The sequence below is a fragment of the Paraburkholderia kururiensis genome, assembly GCF_034424375.1.
In the GTDB taxonomy this organism is placed as follows: Bacteria; Pseudomonadota; Gammaproteobacteria; order Burkholderiales; family Burkholderiaceae; genus Paraburkholderia; species Paraburkholderia kururiensis_A.
Window position 1 is genome coordinate 2,854,283 of the sequence record NZ_CP139965.1, and the last position, 18,995, is coordinate 2,873,277.

An 18,995-nucleotide genomic window follows, 5' to 3' on the forward strand; every position below is an offset into this window, starting at 1 on the left:
CGGACAAAACGCGTCCGGTACCGTGTTCGTGTTGTTCTTGCGTTGGTACGGAGCGTAGGCGAACACAATAGGGGCTCCCATCGCATGGTCCGCATGCCGGCCATGCCGCGATGCTTATATCGCCGCCCGCACGGCGGCACACGCGGTGGCCCGCGTGTTTACACCTACGCGGGTTAAACTCTCCCGCACGTTACGTTTCAATTGCACCGGCTGCGGCGCGCACCTCGCGCGACGGGCCCGGCTCAAGGAGTGTCAGTTGATGAGACGCGGTCTCACACGTCCCGGCAGCGTTCCGGGTTGTGTTTCTGGCGATGTTCACAGTGGTTCGCTTTTCCACGCGGTCTGGCTGGCTTTCGTCGTTGCTGCCTTCGCCCTGCTTTCGGGTTGCAGCATGGTGCGGCTCGGGCCGCCCGCGCCCGTGATCGACCGGTCCGAGGTACTGGAGCCCGAAGAACCGGCGAGCGAGCCCGTGGTGGCCGAGCCCATGGAAGAAGCGAGCGCGCCCGAAGAAGCGAAGGCGCCCGCGCCGAAGAAGCCGCACCACCCCGTCTTCAGGCCGCGCAAGCCCGAGCCGGCGCCACCGCCGCCCGCGCCGGCGCCGCCCCCGCCTGCGCCCGCGCCGCTCATCACGACGCGCCTGATCGATCGCGCCACCACGCGCACGCTGCTCGACGCCGAAGTGCAAAAGCCCGACGGCAAGGTGGTGGGCCGCGCCGTGGACATGGTCGCCGACGCGAACGGCAAGCCCGTGCAGATCGTCGTGAACCTGCAAGGCTTCATGGGCGTGGGCGATCGCAAGGCCAGCTTCCCGTGGAGCGCAATCCGCGTGAACCCGGCGGCCAAAACGGCGCCCATCACGCTCAACCCGTCCCCGGCCCAGTTGCCCGTGCCGGACCGTCCGCGCCCCGCGCCCACACCCACCGCGCCGCAAGGCGGCCAATTGCCGGTCACGCCCGTGCAGCTGCCCATGCTCGACGCCACCGTGGAGCGCCCGAACGGCGCGAAGGTGGGCCGCGTGGTGGACGTGCTGATCGACGGCGCCGCGCAGCCGCAGGCCGTGGTGCTCGACGTGAGCGGCCTGATCCAGCAGCGGCGCACGATTGCGGCCAACTGGTCGGCGCTGCGCTTCGTCACGAAGGACAAGGAGCTGCATCCGCTCATCGATCTGTCCGAGGCGCAGATCAACGCGTCGCCGCCCTATGCCGCGGACCGGCCGATCCAGGCGGTTTCACCGGCCGTGGCGGCCGCATCCCAGGCGCCGGCCGCGCCGGCGTCGGCCGCCGACAGCGACAAAGCCGCGGCCGTCGCGCGCAATCCGAAATGACGGGCCGCGCCATGGTCAACGCACGCAGCCTTCGCGCCCTCGACTGGGTCAACTTCTTCGTCGCCAACGTGCAGACGGGCTTCGGTCCGTTCATTGCGTCGTATCTCGCCTCGCACAAATGGACTCAGGGCGAGATCGGCCTCGCGCTTTCGGTGGGCACGATCAGCGCGATGGTGAGCCAGGTGCCGGGCGGCGCCGCCGTGGACGCACTGCGCAACAAGAAGGCCGCCGCCGCGTGGGCGATCGGCGCCATCATCCTGTGCGCGGTGCTGCTCGCATCGAGCCCCACCGTGGTTCCGGTGATGGCCGCCGAGGTCTTTCACGGCTTCGCGAGCTGCATGCTCGTGCCCGCCATGGCCGCGATCTCGCTCACGCTCGTCGGACGCCACGATCTGGGCGACCGGCTGGGCCGCAACGCGCGCTGGGCGTCGATCGGCAGCGCGGTGGCCGCGGGGTTGATGGGTCTCACGGGGCAGTACTTTTCGGCGCGCGCGGTGTTCTGGCTCACGGCGGCGCTCGCGCTGCCCGCGCTCGTCGCGCTCGCGATGATCGAGCACACGGGGCCGCCCTCGCGCCTGCTGCACCGCGGCCCGAAAGACGTGCCGACGCCGCCGGCCGAAGAACGCGAGTCGCTGCTCGATCTGCTGCGCGACCGCCGCATGCTGATCTTCGCGGCGTGCGTCGTGCTGTTCCATCTCTCGAATGCGGCCATGCTCAACCTCGCCGCGGGCGAAGTCACGGCGAGCATGGGCGACAACGTGCAGCTCGTGATCGCCGCGTGCATCATCGTGCCGCAAGCCATCGTCGCGCTCATGTCGCCGTGGGTGGGACGCTCCGCGGAACGCTGGGGCCGCCGGCCCATCCTGCTGCTGGGCTTCGCCGCGCTGCCCGTGCGCGCGCTGCTGTTCGCCGGCGTGGCGAGCCCGTATCTGCTCGTGCCGATCCAGATGTTCGACGGCATCAGCGCCGCCGTGTTCGGCGTGCTGATGCCGCTCATCGCCGCGGACGTGGCGGGCGGCAAGGGACGCTACAACCTCTGCATCGGGCTCTTCGGACTCTCGGCCGGCATCGGCGCCACGCTCAGCACCGCGGTGGCCGGCTTCATCGCCGACCACTTCGGCAACGCCATCAGCTTCTTCGGCCTCGCCGGTGCGGGTGCGCTCGCCGTGCTGCTCGTGTGGGCCGCCATGCCGGAAACGCGCGACGCCGTGCTCGCCGAAGAAGGCGCCGCAGCGCCCGCCGTGGATGCCGGCGAGGCCTCGCCGGGCAAGGCCCGCTAAGCGGCAACGCGACGCGCGAAGGCTCGCGCGCCGTACTCAGTCGAGAAACTGCGACGCGCGGCGCTTGAGCATGGTGCCGAAGTCGTCGAGCCAGCCGATGGAGAGCCGCCAGCTCTGCCAGTAGAGATCGACGTCGAGATGGCGGCCCGCGGCCATCTCGACGAGTTCGCCGCGCGCGAGATGCTCTGCCACCATGCGCTCCGGGCACATCCCCCATCCGAGCCCGTTCAGGCAGCTGCGCAAAAAGCCCGCGACGTGCGGAATCCAGTGCAGCGGCGGGTCCACCTCCGCGCGCGTGATGCGCCGCACGAAGCGCTTTTGCAGCTGGTCTTTGGGATTGAATTCGATGCACGGCGCGCGACGCAGCGACTCGCGCGACACGCCTTCGGCGAAGTAGCGCGCCATGAAGTCCGACGAACACACGGCGAGATAGCGCATGCGGCCAAGCCGCGTGGAACGGCAGCCCTGCACCGGTTCGGCCTGCGTCGTGACGGCGCCCTGCACGCTGCCGTCGCGAATGCGCTGCGCCGTGTGGTCCTGATCGTCGATCACGAGATCGAGCAGCATTTCGCGCTCCACGCAGAACGCCGCGACGGCGTCGATGAACCACGTGCCCACGCTGTCGTCGTTCACGGCCACGCGCAACGTGGGCCACGCATCGCCGAGCGCGGCCGAAAGTGCGGGCACGTGCCCCGTGAGTTCCGCTTCGAGCAGCCGCACGCGTTCGGTATGCCGGCACAGCAACGCGCCCGACGCGGTCGCCACGCACGGCTGTCCGCGCTTCACGAGCACGCTGCCCATGCGTTCCTCCAGCAGCTTGACGCGCTGCGACACGGCCGACGGCGTGACGTTGAGCGCACTGGCCGCGCGGTCGAACGAACCGTGGCGCACCACGGCCGCGAGCGCATCGAGCAGGGCGTAGTCGAGCATTAGCGTTCCTTAATCCGGTTTAAGTAAATTAGCTTCTCTTACGACAGCCGATTGCGCAGACTAGCGCCATCTCATGCCGTTCGTCTACTCACCGGGCCTGCTATGAACTGGAGCGCTTTTTCGCACGGCGCCGCGCTGTGCGCGTCGCTGATCGTCACCATCGGGGCACAGAACGCCTTCGTACTGCGGCAAGGCATCATGCGTTCGCACGTGGGCAAGATCGTGGTGCTCTGCACCCTGTCGGACTTCGTGCTGATCGGCGCGGGCGTGGGCGGTGCTTCGGCGCTGGTCGCGCGTTATCCCACCTTCGTGCACGCGCTGCTCTATGTGGGGCTCGCGTATCTCGCGTGGTTCGGGTTGAGCGCGTTGCGGCGCGCCGTGCAGCCGGGCCATGCCGTGCTCGACGTCGAGGCGCGCGGCGCGGCCACGCCAACGGCAACGCCGCCCGCGCAGGGCGCGCTGCCCATCGTGCTGATGACGCTGGCTTTCACGTGGCTCAATCCGCACGTCTATCTGGACACGTTTCTGCTGATCGGCACGGCAGGCGCACGCGAGCCCGAAGGCGCCCGGCTGGCCTTCGCGGTCGGCGCCATGGCCGTGAGTGCGGTCTGGTTCGTGGGACTGGGTTACGGCGCGCGGGCGCTGGCGCCGCTGTTCCGGCGCGCGGCGGCGTGGCGCGTGCTGGACGGCGCGATCGGCAGCATGGTGTTGTTGCTGGCCGTCGCGCAATTGCGGACTTGATGCAGTAGCGTGCCTGATGCAGTGGCGGCCGTCATGCGCTTGCGTTCGTCACGGCCGTTGCGTGAGCGGCACGCAGTGACGTCAAGGCTGGCCGTTCACGCTCAGCGCGACGGCGTATTCGCCGGTGCGGACGAAGCACCCTCCGGCACCCCACCCGCCGCACAGTGCCCCGGCACGCCGACGCCCACCGTCGTCAGCCCTCCGTCCGTCACATACGGCACGAGGCCCGCGTCGCGAATCTTCGCCACGGTGTCGCGCGCGCACTGGCGGTCCTGCGGATCGCAGTAATCGATCGAGATCACCGGCAGCCCGTACCGCTCGCGTATCGTGCGGGCCTGCCCGAGCAGCCACGCGCGGTCGTCGGCGGGCACGGCGACATAGCGCTTCTTCGCCTGATCCCAGCCGCTGAACAGCGATTCGAACGCCACGGCATACACGAGGCCCTGCACCTGCGGCAGAATTTCGAAGCCGCGATTGAAGACGAGCCGCGCCTCGGGATACCGCGCCTTGATGGCGCGCACCACGGCCACGAGCCCCGCCTGTTGCCGCGCACGCGCCGCCTCGGTCTTCGCGGCCAGCTGATACGAATCGAGCGTATCGAGAAAGAAGCCGCGATAGCCGCGCGCCCAGAGCGGCGCGATGACGTGCTTCACGTAGAACGCGGGCCAGCCCGGCGCGCTCTGATCCACCACCGTCGACTCCCATACCTTATTGCTCGCGAGCAGCCAGTGCTTCGGTATGGCGGCGTAGTAGCCGCGCAGCGGCGTCACCTCGCCCACGCTCACGTAGGCGAACCATTGCGTGCAGGGCGCACCCGGCGTGCGGGCGGCGGCGGGATCGAAGCCGCTGTCGGGCTCCACCACCACGGTATCGAACGCGGCGAGCTGGTCCACGGGCGGGTGTTCGCCGTAGTAGAGCGCAATCGACGGCAACTGCGCATTGGCGCTGCCGCCGGACGCCTCGGACTGCCCTGCCGTAGCACTCGCCGCGCTGCCGCCGGGACCCGGCTGGGCGACGGCCACGGCAGCGCTCGCCGCGAGGCCCGCGCCGCACGCCATCGCGCGCCCAATGAAGCGAGCGATGAACGTCACCACGCCGCGCAACGTGCCCGTCATGCCATGCCCATCCGTTGCTTTCACATCACGCCCGCAGCATGTAGGTTTCATATTCGAGCCGCGCGAACTTGCGGTCCAGCAACTGCACAGCCGCCACCACGAGAATCATCAGCGCGAAGGCAAAGCCATAGCCATACGTGTTCGGCGAAAGCTGGAGCGTGATGGCCGTGAGCACGCCGTTCAGCACGACGAACGCCACACAGAGCCGCAGCACCGTGCGCCGCATGTCGAGATAGAAGAACACGTTCATGAGCCCGAGGAACAGCACCTGCAGGCTCGCGGCCACCACGTCCACGATCAGCAGCGGCATGTACAGTACCGAGATGTGCAGCTCTTCGAGCAGCCCCGCGCCGAACGCGAAGATGAGCAGCAGCACCACGGCCTGCACCTTGATGATCTCGTAGAGGCCCGCGCGCACGCTCGTCACCATCATGTCGCGCATCTCGCCGATGTGATGCAGCGTGGCGCCGCTGCGCACGGCGTCGTAGAACGCGTCGTAGTATTCGACGAAATCCGCCTCGATGCGCACGAGGAACGCGGCCATGCCCGGCATCACGCACACGTACGCGATGAACACCGGAATGTCGTAGATCACCGACGCGTGCAGCGGCCCGATCACCACCGACCCCGTGGCCGGCGCGTACCAGAACATGAACTTGTCGATCCACACGCCCAGGTTGAAGAGCAGCCCCACGAGCGCGAGCCGCGGGTACGCGTAACGGCGCTCGAACACTTCGAACGAGATGAGCCGCGGGCTCACGAAGTTGCGATAGATGAGCCCCGAGAGCCCGCCCAGCAGCACGAGGTGCCCCGCCACGAAGCCGCCCAGCAGCCCCACGATGCCGTGGCGGTTCAGCATCAGCGCGAAGCCCACCGTGCACGCGTAGCCCACGAAGAACGCCAGCAGAATCTCGCGATACTGCTTCACGCTCGACAGAAAGATCACCGCGATCCAGATGTTGCTGAGCAGCACGAAGCCCGCCACCATCAAGAGCCGGTAGCCGAGCGGCTCCGCGCGAAAGCCGATCGCCATCACGGCCACGCCGATCACGCCCGCGGCGAGCGTGGCCACCAGCACGACGCCGTTGTAGTTGGAGAGCACGAGGTCGCGGCGCTTCTCGAAGAGCCGGTCGGAGATGAAGCGCGTGAACGAAAGCTGCAACGGCCCCGTGAGAATCAGGCTGAACGCGATCAGATAGGTGACGGACACCTGAAACTGCACGATCGCGTATTGCGGAATCACGAACGCGAGGCTCATTACGCCGATCACGAGAATGCCCACGATCGAGAGAATCAGCGGGCCTGAGCTGATGAGCCCCGCGTAGGCGTAGGCACGCGCGACGCCCGTGAGCGTCTCGCGCTTCATGATCTTGCGCAGTTCGAAACCAATGCCGGCCATTAGCGTGTCTCCTGCCCATGCGAAGCCCCGCCGTGCACGGGGCAGCCTGCGGCGCGGGCCGCTGAACCGGCCGTCCGCTCGCGGTCCGGCAGCGCGGACAACCGCTCGTAAAGCAGGCGGTAACGTTCGATCATCTGCGGCTTCGTGTAATAGCGGCGCACGCGCGCGAGCCCGGCCTGTTGCGCCGCGTGCCAGCGCGCGTCGTCGGCGAAGAGGTCGAGCACGGCGGTCGCAAACGCGGCGGGATTCGCGATGGGCACCACCGCCCCGGCCACGCCGAGCGCGCGGTCTTCCTCGTCCATGCCTTCGATCAGCTGGCGGCACGAGCCCACGTCCGTCGTAATCGACGGCACGCCCGCGGCGAACCCTTCCAGCACCACGAGCGGCAGCGCCTCGCTGATCGAGCTGAGCGCGATCACGTCCACTTTCGGCAGCACGTCGTCGATGCGCTGGAAGCCCAGGAACTTCACCGTCGAGGCCAGCCCCAGACTCTCGACGAGCGCCCGGCATTCGAGCGCGTACGCCTTGTCTTCTTCCTCGGGCCCGATGATCCAGCCTTCGATCTCCGGCATGCTGCGCGACGCGATGAAGATGGCGCGAATGAAGGTCTTGATGTCCTTGATCGGCACCACGCGGCCAATCAGCCCCACCACGCGATGCGGGCCGGGCCGGCGTTTCGCGACGAGCGGCGCGAGGCCGTCCACGTCCACGCCGTTCGGAATGTTCTGCGTGCGTTCGGCCGCCGCGCCGTCCGCAATCTGGCGCTGACGGTTGGTCTCGTAGAGCGCGACGATGTCTTCGGCGGCGTCGTAGGCGAGCTTGCCGAGCGTGCTGAAAAATCGCACCCAAAGTTCGCGGAAGTAGCTGATCTGCGAGATGTCGCGTTCGAACGCGCCGCGGTTGTCGCGAATCCACTCGCTTTGCAGCAGGTCGATCTTGCGTTCCTTCGTATAGATGCCGTGCTCGGACACGAGCAGCGGCCGACCCGTGCGGTAGTGCATGAGCGCGCCGAGAAAGCCCGCGTAGCCCGTGGACACCGTGTGGTAGACGCGCGCCGGCACCAGCTTTTCCGCCACGCGCGCGAGCAGCCACAGCGGCTTGTGCATGATGCGCACGGTCCAGAAGTAGTCGGTGAACGACGGGTCTGTGCAGTGCGTGTTGTACTGCTCGACGATGTAGTCCCACGCGCGCAGGCTCGAGGTGAACTGCGCCTCGTTGAGCGCGCCGTGTTCGCCCAGCATCGGCATCATGTGCACCAGCAGCGCGCCCGCGTCGTCACCGTGGCGCAGCGCCGCGTGCAGTTCCGCCGAACGCGCGAAAGCCGCAGGATCGCCGGGCACGGCGCGGCTCGCGAGCGCATCGGGCGCCCCGGTTTCGTAGAGGTAATGCGCCTCGAAATGCACGACGTTGTCGGGCAGCGGGTAGGCCGCGCCCGCATAGTCTTCCTCGCGGCTGCCGATGAAGACGATGCCGAAGCGGATGGACGGGTACGCGCGCAGCATCTCGTTGACCCAGCTCGACACGCCGCCGCGCACGAACGGAAACGTGCCTTCCAGCAACAGGCAGACGTCCACGGCATCGGCGCGGCGTTTGAGCGACTCTTTCATGACAGCCAGTACCTCGCAACGGGTTTCAACGTCGGCAGCGCCGCGGCATGGCCGAGCGAGGCGACGAGCGCGGCCACCTGCCGGTAGTCGCCGCGCAGATAGGCGGCCTCGGCGAGCCACGGAACCAGGCGTTCGCGCGGAAAGCCCAGTTGCTGCGCCAGTTCGATGTAGCCCGCGGCTTCGTCGGGCTTGCCGTTGGCGAGCGCAAGGCGCCCGCGAATCAGCCACAGCGCGGCGTCGCGTCCGTCGCTCGCGAGCGCCGCTTCGGCGTGACGGTCCGCCTGTTCGAGCGTGTGGCGATACACGGCGCCCTGCACGAGATTCTGATAGATGAGCTCGAAATACAGCTCGGCGAGATGACGGTTCAGCGCGTGGCGCTCCGTACCGCTCGCGGCCGTTTGCAGTGCGTTCGACGCCTCGAAGATCTGCTGCATGATCTCGTTCTCGGCCTTGTCGAGCGTGCCGTAGGCAATGAGCCGCACGTCTTCGAGCGGATCGGCCAGCAACTCGCGCAGGAGCGTGCCCGTGGTGCGCGTGGGCATGCCCTGGATCGCGACGAGCGCGGAGAGCCGGTCGTCGGAGGCCACGCGCGTATTGACGAGGCGCGCCTGAAGACGCGCGCCGCCGCCGTGCGTGACGCGCGAGACGAGATACGACACGAACTCGGGGCGCGGCACTTCGGAGAGGCGCTCGCTCTTCTGCGAAGCCGGCAGCCACATGGCCCAGATGGCGCTTGCCAGCACGACGAGGCCGCCCGCGAGCGGCACGAACGTGCAGAGCGCCCACAGCAGCACGATGGCCATCGTGCGCGGCTCGCGGTAACGCGCGGGCAGCACGCGCCGCAGGGCGAACGCCTGGATCAGGCCCGCGGCAGCCTGCAGCGGTACGAACGCGAGCAGCGGGTCGATGCCCGCAGGCGGACGCAGCACCGCGGCCAGCGCCACGAACTGCGCGGCGAGCGCGACGACGACGGCGAGCGCCGTCACGGCGAGGTCAGCGGGCTTGCGCATCGACACCCGCCCGTTTCAGCAGACGCCCGAGCGCCGGGCCCGGATCGCCGTTTTCCAGATGCAGCGTATGCACGCCGATGCGCGCGCCTTCGAGGTCGGTGTCGAACTGCGCCCTGAGGCTCGCCTCGATGCGCGCGAGGTAGCCGTCGATACCGGTGGTGTCCGTCGCGGGCATCAGGTTGATGAGCACTGAGCGGTCCTTGCTCTGCACGGGCCACATCACGTCGAGCGCGCGGCGCCGGCGCATGACGTGCTCGAAGAGCGACTCGCCCGCCTCGTCGCGCATGAACGTGAGCGCGACGAGCGACGAATCGATGCCCGCCGAACGCTTGAGCCGCGCGAGCCGGGCGAGGTCCAGCGCGAAGTCGTAGGGGCAGCCCGGCACGACGTCGAGCACGCCCTGCACGAGGCTCGTGTGCTCCACGCCGTCCGCGTAGTAGCCGAGCAGCACGAGCAGCAGTTGAAGGTTGTCGTAGTTGAGCGAGAGGAACGGCATGCGCTTCACGACGACGAGCGCGATGAGTTCGCCGTCGGCGGAGACCACCGGCGCGCAGACCACGTAGCGCGTGTTCGTGATGGTGCCCTCGCCGTTCTGCCCGTTCTGCACGCTCTTCAGATGCGCCACGCCCAGCGTGTCGACCGCGTGGGCGACGAGTTCGTCGTGCACGTCGAGGGCGAACGGTTCGCCGACGCGCGCCGCCGGCTGCTCTGCGATACGGCCGCCGCGCACCGGATGCAGCGCGGCGACTTCGATCTGGCAGGCCTGCGCGACGAATTCGAGCAGCGGCTGCGCGCCGGGCAGCGTGTCGCCGCGGGCCGCGGGCGCAGCGCCCGGCTGCCGCTCGCCATTCGACTGCGCCACCGACTGGGCCACGGAAAGCCGGCGCAACTCGGTAATCGAATCGCGCAGCGTGGTGGGCTTCGAGAGCAGATCCTTTTCGAGCCGCTCGTGCGAGAGGCGCATCAGGTAGTGGCTGTTCGTGATCGCGACGAGCCGGTCGTTCAGGTAGTCGTTGAGCGCGCGCGAACGGGCCGCGCGGCTGCCCCACGTGTCGCCGAAATGGCCTGCCACGATGCTCTGGATGAAGCCGCCCGTGAAGTACATGAGCGGCCACGCGCTGCCGCGCGGATAGAGCCCGTACCAGGCCGCCACCAGCACCCCGCTCGCGAGGAGCCCCGGCAGCGTGCCGTAGCGCAGCGCGACGACGAGCGGCGCGAGCCACAGCCAGGCGAAGCCCGCGTGCAGCATCAGCGGGTCGGCGCGGTCGTACGCCCAGGCGAGGCCGATCGCGATCGCCATGAACAGCACCGTCTCGACGATGGCGAACGGCCCGGCCACGGCGGGCGCCACGAAGCGGCGCACAGGGCTGAGGTTGCCCAGCGGATTGGCGGTACGCGCTTTGGACTCGCGCGTTTCGGTTGGGGCGGCAGCGGTGTTCACGGCGTGTTTCCTGTGAGCGATCGGACAACTGGGCGTGCGCCGCGCGGCATCGGCTGAAACAGCAGGTGCCGCGCCGGGCGACGTCCCAGGAAAAGCGGGATCAACGGCGCACCGCGAGCGGCGAGAGCACCTTGCCGATCAGCGACGTCGCCACGCTCGCGAGGCTCGAACGGCTCCAGCCGCTCTTCGAACCCGTCGAACTCCACACGATATGGCCCGACTGCACGTCGACGAGTTCGAACGTGAGGCCCACCACGGGTTCGCCGTCCACGCCGGCCTTGTAGCGCCATTCTTCCACCGCGCCCGTCAGTACGTAGCGGACCTGCTGCGAGCGCGCCCATTCGAGCTGCTGGTCCATGTCCTGGCGCTGCGCCGTGTCGAAGAGCGCCGCGCCGCCGCCCGTGCCGGCAGGTGCCACGCGCACGTCGGTCAGCCCGTTGGCGCGCAGCACGCTGGCCGCGATGGCTTCGGTGCTGCGGCCGGCCGCAGGCGTTTCGGTGTAGTTGGCGATGGAGGCCACCGCGACCGCGTCGCGTGCGGAAAGCGCGGGCGCGCTGGTCTGCCGCACCGTGCCGCACGCAGCGACGAGTGCCGCCGCGGCGACGAACAACGACGCACGCGAGGCCATGGGAACCCACCGCGCGAACCACACGAACCGCGAACCACGTTCTTCTTTCATTGATGTTCTCCTCAAGATACTTCGCATCTGGCCGGCGTGCGGACCGATCCGTTCGACGGTCTGCCCGCTTGTGCCGGAGCGGCCGCGCGAAGCTTCGCGTGTGCCGCCCCGCCTGCCTGCCTCAATAGAACCAGCTGTAGCGCCCGCCGATCACCCGCACCGACGTGCCGAGCTGCGACACGCGCTGATACTCCACATAGACGGCGGCATGGTCGCCGCCGAACACAGTGCCCGCCACGCCCGCGCTCAGCTGCGGGCCCCAGCCCTGCAGCGAGTCGTGGACGAGGCCCACTTCCGCGAACGGACGCCATGCGTGCGTGTACTGCTCGCGCAGCGCGCCGCCCACGCTGGCGAAGAAACCGTATTGCGCGTAGGTCTGCGGCACGAACGTCGCGGCGGTCGCGGGCCCGGCCGTTGCGGGCAGGAGCCGCGAAATCAGCGCGTCCGCGCCGCCGCTGGCGCCGTAGCTGCCGCGCGTACCGACCACGCGCAGCGTGTAGTCGGGGTAGGTAGTGCGGATGCGGTAACCGATCTCGCCCGTCGTCAGCACGCCGCTGCCCAGGTAGTTGCGCGCCTGGCTGTAGAAGCGGTCGGCTTCCACGTTGCCCGACACGTACCAGCGCGGAGTGACGTTCCAGAGCAGCGTGCCGGCCACGTTGTCCTTCATGCCGCCCACGAGCAGCGCCTGCGATTCGGTCGCGTTCTGGTTGCGGCCCGCGCGCACGGTGAGCGTGACAGGCGAATTGCGGCCTACTTCCGCTTCCACATTGGCCGTATAGAAGCTGTCGAGCCCTTCGCGCCGGCCGCCCGCGAGCGTAACGGACGTGTCGTTGGTGCGCCGCTCCACGTAGAAGCCGATCGAGCGGTCCTGGGCCGGCACGTTGACGAGCTGGGTCTCGTCGGCCGAATGCTGGAAGCGCTGCACGCTCGTCACGCCCACGAGGTAGCGCCCGGTCAGCTTGCGGCTCGCCGACAGCGCGAGTTCCGTGTAGTCGAGCGGATGCTCGATGTGGTTCGAGACGTCGGCGTCGATGGATTGCGGCCAGGCGAGCGCCGTGTCGGTCAGGCGTGTCTGGTAGTCGGTGTTGTCCGGCGCGCCTTCAAGCGCGTTGAACGCCAGTTGCTCGGCATCGGTGGGACGGTCCACAGCAACGGACGCGTCGATGCGCGACGTGACAGGCAGCTTGCCGCCCTCCTCGTCGAGCAGATGTTCCATCGTGGCCGTGTCGCCGTCGGCGAGCGCGAGCGTCAATCGCGCGTCGGCGGGCTGCGCGAGCCGGTTCGCGTACTGCTGCGCGAGCCAGCGTTTGGCAAGCGGGTTCGCCTCCTGCGACAGCGCCCACGCGAGCGCCACGTCTTTGGCAACCGCCGACTTCAGGCGTTGCGGATCGACGGGCTCGCCGGCCGCCTTGCCGCCCGTGTTCGCCGGATGCAACGGCAGCAGGCCTGGCGTGTTGCCCAGCAGCGTGCGCTGCTCGGGCTGCGGCTGGCCCTTGCCGTCGCGCCCCGCGTCCGACGCAATCAGGTCGTTGAGCAGCGCGAGCGAAACGTCGGCGCGCTCGAAGGTCTGCGCCAGCGTCACGCGCCGTCCGCTCAACTGTTCGCGCATGTCTTCGTCCTGCAGCAGCCCGGTCTTTGCCACCTGGCCGGTGGCCGCCAGTGCCGCCGGGTTCTCGCGCTGCAGCCGGCGCCAGACGTGGCGGCGAATGGAGCGCGCGAGATCCGCGCGCCCCGCCTGCTCTTCGGCGTCGGCGTAGGTGAGCAGCCAGAGTGGGTCGCGCTGCATCGTGGCCGATTGCAGACGCAACAGACGCAGCGCCGCCACGGGCCGGTCCATGCGCAGTTCGGCGGCGGCGCACGGTCCCCACAGCGCGGGCCGCTGCTGGGCGTTCTCGCACCACCGCCAGCGCGCGCGCTTGAGCGCCGCGTCGTTGCCGTCGTCCACGAGCGTCCACAAGAGCGCGGCGCGGGCGTCGTCCGTGGCGTCGGGCAGCGCGACGGCGCGTTCGAGATCGCGCAGCGCCTGCTCGACGTGGTCCGTCTGCCGTTCGTACTCGGCACGCGTAGTGAGAAATTCCACCGACGCTTCGGCCTGCTCGCGCTCTTTCGGCGTGAGGCTCGCAAGCAGCGCGGCCGCCCGGTCCCAGGCGCGCGCGCTCGTGTAGTTGAAGAGCGCAAGCTGCAACGCACGCACGGTGCCGTCGCGCCGATACTGAAGTTCGGCGGTGCGGCCGGCGTCGAGCGGCCAGGCGCTGTAGAAATACGTCATCGCCGCGAGGTCGTCGGGGCTTTCCTTGCCGCCCGCGAGCAGATGACGGTACGCGTCGTTCGCGCCGCCGTCCTTCTGCAACAGCCGCGCGACCTGCGCGTAGTTGCGCCAGTAGAGCACGTCGTCGTCTTTCGCCGCGTCGTGCGACTTTTGCAGCGTCGCATAGGCGCCCGCGAAATCGCTGCGGCGAAAGAGAAGGCTGGCGGCCCGCACGGCATAGAGCGTGTTGCCCGGACGGCGCGCGAGCAGTTGCCGGTAGACGGCGAGCGCCTCGTCGTCGTGACCCGCGCGCTCGGCGAGCGTGGCGATGCGTTCGTCGATGGCGTCGCCCGCGCCGTCGCGCGGATGCGCACGCAGGAACGCGAGCGCGTCGTCAGGGCGGCCCAGCCGCTCGTAGGTCGAGGTCACGGCGTCCACGAGGTTCATGTCGGCGGGCGCGGCGGCCGACGCGTGGATCATGGCGTCCAGATACGCTTCGTCGTCGTTGAGCATGGGCGCCATGCGCCGCACGGTCTGCCACGCGTCGGCGTCGTTCGAGGTGCGCGCGTAGGCGAGCCACGTCTTCAGCGCGAGCGCGGGCGCGTGGTTCCACTCGGCCACCTGCGCGAGGCGCTTCAGCCACAGCCCGGAATCGGGATGACGCGCCACTTGCTGCTCGGCGATCTTCTGCGCGTTGTCCAGATCGCGCGATTCGACGAACGCGGTAAAGACGAGGCTCGCGACGTCTTCGGAAGCGTTGGCGTTGGCGTTGGCGTTGGTGTTGGTGTTGGTCGAAGCGGCCGGTTTCGCGGTGGAGACGGCAGCGGGTGCCGAGGCCGAGGCAGCGGAAGCGGCGGGAGAAGAAGCGCCGGCCGATGCTTGCGAAATACGCGGCGCTGCCGCTGCCGCTGCAGACGCCGCTACGCGCATGATGCGCGCGCCCAGTCCCTCGCGCAGCGCCGCGGCGTACAGGCCGGCGGGCCCGCGCATGCCACCGCGCGGGGTCGCGACCGGTCCATCCATGTAGGCGAACCGTGCCGCGCGTTGCGCGTCTTCCGGCGACGGCAGCGGCACCGCCGCGTATTTCGCCAGCGCCTTCGCGTAACGGTCCACCAGATCGGGCCGCTGCGCGGCACGCGCCAGATTGAGCAGCACGATCAGCGTGGCCTTGTCGTTTTCGAGCGAGCCCGCGTGCCGCTGGGCGGCGTCGAGCGCATCGGCGAGCAGGTTGCCCGACTGCAGCGTGCGAATGCCGGAAAGGAACGCGTTGCGGCGCGCGTCGAGCGTCGTCGCACTGTCTTGCAGGCGGAAGTACGCGTCCGCCGCTTCGCGATACGAGCCCGTTTCCACGGCATAGCGGGCAAGCGCGCGGTCCCACTCGCGGCGCCCCGCCGCGTCCTGCTGCGAAAGCCGCGCGTACAGGTCGCGTGCGAGCGCGGGCGTGCCCGTGGCGGCCGCGCGCGACGCGAGGTGTTGCAGGTCGTCCGTGTCCCATTGCATGGCCGCGGCCGCGTGCAGTTCGTCGCGCACCTGTTCGAGCGCTTCCTCGCGCTTGCGGCTGCCTTCGGGGTACGCAAACGCCTTCTGCTCGTCGATGCCAAGGCGCAGCAGCAGCGCCGAGCGCCGCATGTCCGGGCTCTGCGAGCGCGCCATGCGCTGCGCGACGCGAAGCGCGTCGTCGAGCCGGCCGACCTCGCGGTACTGCGTGCCCAGCAGTTGCAGGAATTCCTCGTTGTCGGGCTGCACGCGCAGCCACGCTTCGAGATACGCGACGCTCAACTCGCTCGTAGGCGCCGTGGCCACGCGCTCGCGCAGGCCGCCGCCCGGCCACGTCGCGTAGAACGTGAGCACGACCATGCCCGCGAGCAGCAGCACGAGCCAGAGCGGCGCGATGCGCGGACGTTTGGCGGGCAGCGCGGCACGCGCCTGCACGGCGCCGTGCGGGCCATGGACGGGACGAAGGGGTGAGCGCTCAGTTGCCACAGGTCACGCTCACGGGTTGATAGTCGACCGTCTGGCCCGCCACGCCGGGCGTGTCGAAGCGCAGGAACGTACCGTCGCGCTGCGCGGCCACCGCGCGACCCGCGACGCTCGCCGTGCAGCGCGCACCGTTGGCAATGCGCACGAACGGTTCGTAGTAGCCGCCGAACTCGAAGGTCATGCCGTTCGCGGTGCGATGGAAGTTGCGCACGAAGCCGTTGGCCTCGGCGATGTAGGGCAGCGCGCGCGAGCCTGCATCCGTGCCGCTTTGAGTGCCCGCGGGTTCGAACGCGAAGCGCGCGTTGCCGCCGTCGATGTGCACGTAGGTGCCGTCCGGTCCGTCGCTGTAGCCCGTCACGCCCGTGGCCGTGGCGAGGTCCGGCGCCTGCGTCTGCGGCCAGCGCAGCTCGCGCACCTCGCCGTCGCCGCGCACGCGCCAGCCGCTGCCGTCCACCTCGCGCGCCACCGCGAAGGTGCGCCAGTCGAGCGCCTTGCGCGCGTAGTCCGTGATGTGCACGGGCAGCACCGGCTGCTTCAGCACCGCCGAGAAAATCTGCTCGAGCGCACGCAGCGAGGCGATCTTCGTGCCGCTGTACATGTGGTAGTAGACGTCGATGGGCTTGAAGCGATACGGGCGGTCCGTCATGTCGAAGGTTTCGAGCACGCGCGTGAAGCCGTAGAACGGGCCCAGCCAGTCGTTCGTGTAGACGTTCTCGTCCTGGTTTGGCGCATAGAGCTGGAACGATTCCGGCCCCGTGCCCTTCTCCACGCCGATGGGCGCGATGTTCGTCCAGCTGGGCGCCGACTTCGTGATGACCGTGTCGCCGCCGTTGATGTTGTAGACGTGCGCCGCGTACACCTTGCGCACGATCACGCCGGGCGGCTGGCAGTCGCCCGGCCACTGCAGCACCATGGTGCGCTTGCCCGGCGGCGCGAGCCGCGAGTTGATGTAGTCGATGGTGCCCGTGATCTCGCGGTCGATGTTGAACTTATAGCCGGGAATGTTGAGCGAGAAGCCGTCGTCGGATTCGCCGTTGTCGATGCGCTTGCCCGTGACGAGATCCAGCCAGTCCCAGCGGAACGGATGCGAATACGTGTGCGAGCCGATCTCCACATACGGCAGCGCGAACATCTTGCGCGCGATCTGTTCGAGCCGCGGCGAAATGTCGGGATGCAGGCCCGCGGGCCCCACTTCGCCTTCGATCACCGAAAGCGTCATCGGCACCTTGTACTTCGTGAAGATGCGCTCGTAGAGCGCTTCGCCCGAGAAGTCGGGGCCGGGAAACTCGGTGCGCGAGGCGAAACCGTCGCCGTCCACGTGCGACATGAAAAGACGCCGGCCGTTTTCGGTGGTCACGTTCGGCGACGGCATGGGCGAAAGGCGCAGCGCGTCCTTGAGGAACGCCATCGGATTGATGGCCCAGCGGTCCTGCGAAATGGCGTCGAGCGTGTAGACCGCGTAGGGGTCGAGCGTGAAGCCGCCCCACGGGGTGATGGCGGCCTGGTCGAAGATCGCGCCGTCGCCCGCCGACAGCCGCAGCAGCGGTCGGCTCTTCGCGCCCGCGCGCAAGCCCGCGAGGTCACGCGGGTCGGGGCGCGGGTCCACTTCGAAGCCGATCATCGGGTCGCGCACCACCACCGAAAGCGCGCCCGCCGGCCTGCCGGCCACGGGTTGCAGATCGAGCTGCGGGCCCATGTCGTTGGCGGCGTCGAAGCCGAAGTGGCCGAACACCGCCACGTTCACGTGGTCGGCAATGCGTGCGCCGAGCCAGCGCTCCCACTGCACGGGGTCCGGCACCGAGTTGCCGGTGATCCACACCACGACGCCCGCATAGCGGTCGGGCGTCACGTTGCGCGGCAGCGGCGAATTGAAGTCGGCGAACTCGACGTCGTAGCCCAGATAGTTGAGCGGCGTCGACACATAGTCCACGCCCGGCGTGATGTCGAGCATCGCCTTCGGGTTGCGGTCCTGCACGACGAGCACCTTGCGCGGCAGCACCTCGATGGCGCCGATGCCCACGACGTCGCGTTCCGGGTCGGTCGCGTAGGGCAGCACGCCGGCCGCGAGGGCCTTCGCGGCCGTGTCGCGCGCGCAGGCGCGGTCGGCACGCTGGCAGTAGTCGATGGAGATGACGGGCACGCCGGTCTGTTCGGTGAAGGCACGTGCCTCCGCGAGCGTGGGCTGGCCCGCGGCGTCGGCGGACGCGTTGCCCGCAGCCGCGCCCTTCACGAGCGAGCCGCCCACCACGGCATACAGCCCGCTGGCAGCGCCCGCACGAAGGCCAGCGGCCGCGCCTGTATGAGGCCGCGCGGCTTCCAGCGGACGACTGCCGCCGATGATGAGGCGCGCTTCGGGATGCGCGGCGTGAATGGCATCGAACGCATCGACGGCGGCGGGCGTATCGAGCAGGAAGCCGCGATAGCCCTTCTGCCAGAGCGACTCGACGTAGGAAAGAACCGGGGTGCCGGCGCCGCCCGTATCGGTGCGCGCGAGCCAGAGGGTATGCGTGAGCGGATGAGCCGCGGGATCGAAGCCGCGCGCGGGATCGAGCACCACGGCGTCGAATGCCTGCAGCAGGTCGACGGGCGGATCGGCGCCGTCGAAGAAGGCGATGTTCGGACGCGTGCTTTCTTGCGGGCCTGCCGCGGCACCCTGGGCGGCGACAGCAGCGGAAGATTCCGAAACCGTGGGGCGAACGGCCTGCTGGCTCGCGCCCGGGGTTGGCTGCGCCCGTGCCGGGGACGGCACGGCATTGACCACCAGTGCAATGGAAAATGCTGCCGAAATGGCGGCCGCCGCGCGCTGCAATTTCGCCCCCCGGCCACCTCGCTCATTACCGCCGTATTGCCCGGCGTTCTTGTTCGTTATCAACATCCTGCCCTTTTATGGTCGCCGGCCGCTCATGAAATTCGCGCAATGCGATTGCGGCGAAATTCGAAAGCGGCCGCGTGCGTCCGGAATGTTGCTTTTCGTGAATCCAGGTCTTCGCAATTCGTGTATTTTCACCGGAAATTCGCCGCTGCGGGCATTTTCTCCGATGTGCCGGCAATGTCCCCGCCGCGCCCCGCGGCAAGCCTTTGCGGCCTCGCCCTACCGAATTGCGCCTCGCGCCTGTTCTGTCCTGCGCGTGGATTCTAACCGCACCACCACGGCGAAGAATTTTCTTCAAGCATCAAACTTTGTTAGCTGAGGCAGTTCGCGCGCGTCACGCCGTTTTAACAACCCGCTTCAAATACTTGA

Annotated in this window: 12 protein-coding genes and 1 pseudogene; 4 read left to right on the forward strand and 9 right to left on the reverse strand. The window is 68.9% G+C overall.

The genetic code is table 11. The features are described from left to right. Positions 1-391: 391 nt before the first annotated feature. Both U0042_RS12720 and U0042_RS12725 read left to right on the forward strand, forming a co-directional pair. Positions 392-1,324, forward strand: a complete 933-nt coding sequence (locus U0042_RS12720; protein WP_232833377.1) for a PRC-barrel domain-containing protein — start codon at positions 392-394, stop codon at positions 1,322-1,324. Next, on the forward strand, positions 1,321-2,604 hold the full coding sequence (locus tag U0042_RS12725; protein ID WP_114811078.1) for an MFS transporter: 1,284 nt from the start codon (positions 1,321-1,323) through the stop codon (positions 2,602-2,604). Before U0042_RS12720 ends, U0042_RS12725 begins: the two co-directional genes overlap by 4 nt. 36 nt (positions 2,605-2,640) lie before the next feature. On the opposite strand, the gene U0042_RS12730 is transcribed toward U0042_RS12725, so the two are convergent. Beyond that, positions 2,641-3,534, reverse strand: a complete 894-nt coding sequence (locus U0042_RS12730) for a LysR family transcriptional regulator ArgP (protein ID WP_114811079.1) — start codon at positions 3,532-3,534, stop codon at positions 2,641-2,643. A gap of 102 nt (positions 3,535-3,636) precedes the next feature. Between U0042_RS12730 and U0042_RS12735 the strand changes: the two genes are divergently transcribed. Beyond that, a complete protein-coding gene (locus U0042_RS12735; protein ID WP_114811080.1) occupies positions 3,637-4,275 on the forward strand; it encodes a LysE/ArgO family amino acid transporter in 639 nt (212 codons plus the stop codon). A 176-nt stretch (positions 4,276-4,451) separates the two neighbouring features. Here U0042_RS12735 and U0042_RS12740 read toward each other — a convergent pair. The 8 genes and pseudogenes from U0042_RS12740 to U0042_RS12775 all read right to left on the reverse strand — a co-directional run. Beyond that, a pseudogene (locus U0042_RS12740) lies at positions 4,452-5,333 on the reverse strand (endo alpha-1,4 polygalactosaminidase); the annotation flags it as partial. A gap of 82 nt (positions 5,334-5,415) precedes the next feature. Then, on the reverse strand, positions 5,416-6,789 hold the full coding sequence (gene pelG / locus U0042_RS12745; protein ID WP_114811082.1) for an exopolysaccharide Pel transporter PelG: 1,374 nt from the start codon (positions 6,787-6,789) through the stop codon (positions 5,416-5,418). After that, positions 6,789-8,396 carry a GT4 family glycosyltransferase PelF gene (pelF, locus tag U0042_RS12750; protein WP_114811083.1) on the reverse strand — a complete coding sequence of 536 codons (1,608 nt, stop codon included), beginning with the start codon at positions 8,394-8,396 and terminating at the stop codon, positions 6,789-6,791. The genes pelG and pelF overlap by 1 nt, the downstream gene beginning before the upstream one ends. Further along, the gene (locus U0042_RS12755) at positions 8,393-9,406 is read right to left on the reverse strand and encodes a hypothetical protein (RefSeq protein ID WP_114811084.1); all 1,014 of its coding nucleotides are present in this window, start codon (positions 9,404-9,406) and stop codon (positions 8,393-8,395) included. Before U0042_RS12755 ends, pelF begins: the two co-directional genes overlap by 4 nt. Beyond that, positions 9,390-10,847, reverse strand: coding sequence for a PelD GGDEF domain-containing protein (locus U0042_RS12760; RefSeq protein WP_114811085.1), 1,458 nt, complete (start codon positions 10,845-10,847; stop codon positions 9,390-9,392). The genes U0042_RS12755 and U0042_RS12760 overlap by 17 nt, the downstream gene beginning before the upstream one ends. A 100-nt stretch (positions 10,848-10,947) precedes the next feature. Further along, entirely contained in the window at positions 10,948-11,475 is a 528-nt protein-coding gene (locus tag U0042_RS12765) for a penicillin-binding protein activator LpoB (protein WP_114811190.1), read from the reverse strand. 172 nt (positions 11,476-11,647) lie between these two features. Further along, complete coding sequence (locus tag U0042_RS12770) at positions 11,648-15,757, reverse strand: tetratricopeptide repeat protein (protein ID WP_327205056.1); 4,110 nt, start codon at positions 15,755-15,757, stop codon at positions 11,648-11,650. Continuing rightward, on the reverse strand, positions 15,747-18,503 hold the full coding sequence (locus tag U0042_RS12775) for a sugar ABC transporter (protein ID WP_232833378.1): 2,757 nt from the start codon (positions 18,501-18,503) through the stop codon (positions 15,747-15,749). Before U0042_RS12775 ends, U0042_RS12770 begins: the two co-directional genes overlap by 11 nt. Before the next feature lie 4 nt (positions 18,504-18,507). Between U0042_RS12775 and U0042_RS12780 the strand changes: the two genes are divergently transcribed. Beyond that, entirely contained in the window at positions 18,508-18,945 is a 438-nt protein-coding gene (locus U0042_RS12780; RefSeq protein ID WP_232833379.1) for a hypothetical protein, read from the forward strand. Positions 18,946-18,995 lie beyond the last annotated feature (50 nt).

Excerpts from the sequence above, each read along its gene's own strand:
- U0042_RS12735 (WP_114811080.1), top strand. The coding sequence starts at position 3,637 with ATGAACTGGAGCGCTTTTTCGCACGGCGCCGCGCTGTGCGCGTCGCTG.
- pelF (WP_114811083.1), bottom strand. The coding sequence starts at position 8,396 with ATGAAAGAGTCGCTCAAACGCCGCGCCGATGCCGTGGACGTCTGCCTG.
- U0042_RS12755 (WP_114811084.1), bottom strand. The coding sequence starts at position 9,406 with ATGCGCAAGCCCGCTGACCTCGCCGTGACGGCGCTCGCCGTCGTCGTC.
- pelG (WP_114811082.1), bottom strand. The coding sequence starts at position 6,789 with ATGGCCGGCATTGGTTTCGAACTGCGCAAGATCATGAAGCGCGAGACG.
- U0042_RS12725 (WP_114811078.1), top strand. The coding sequence starts at position 1,321 with ATGACGGGCCGCGCCATGGTCAACGCACGCAGCCTTCGCGCCCTCGAC.
- U0042_RS12765 (WP_114811190.1), bottom strand. The coding sequence starts at position 11,475 with ATGGCCTCGCGTGCGTCGTTGTTCGTCGCCGCGGCGGCACTCGTCGCT.
- U0042_RS12720 (WP_232833377.1), top strand. The coding sequence starts at position 392 with ATGGTGCGGCTCGGGCCGCCCGCGCCCGTGATCGACCGGTCCGAGGTA.
- U0042_RS12730 (WP_114811079.1), bottom strand. The coding sequence starts at position 3,534 with ATGCTCGACTACGCCCTGCTCGATGCGCTCGCGGCCGTGGTGCGCCAC.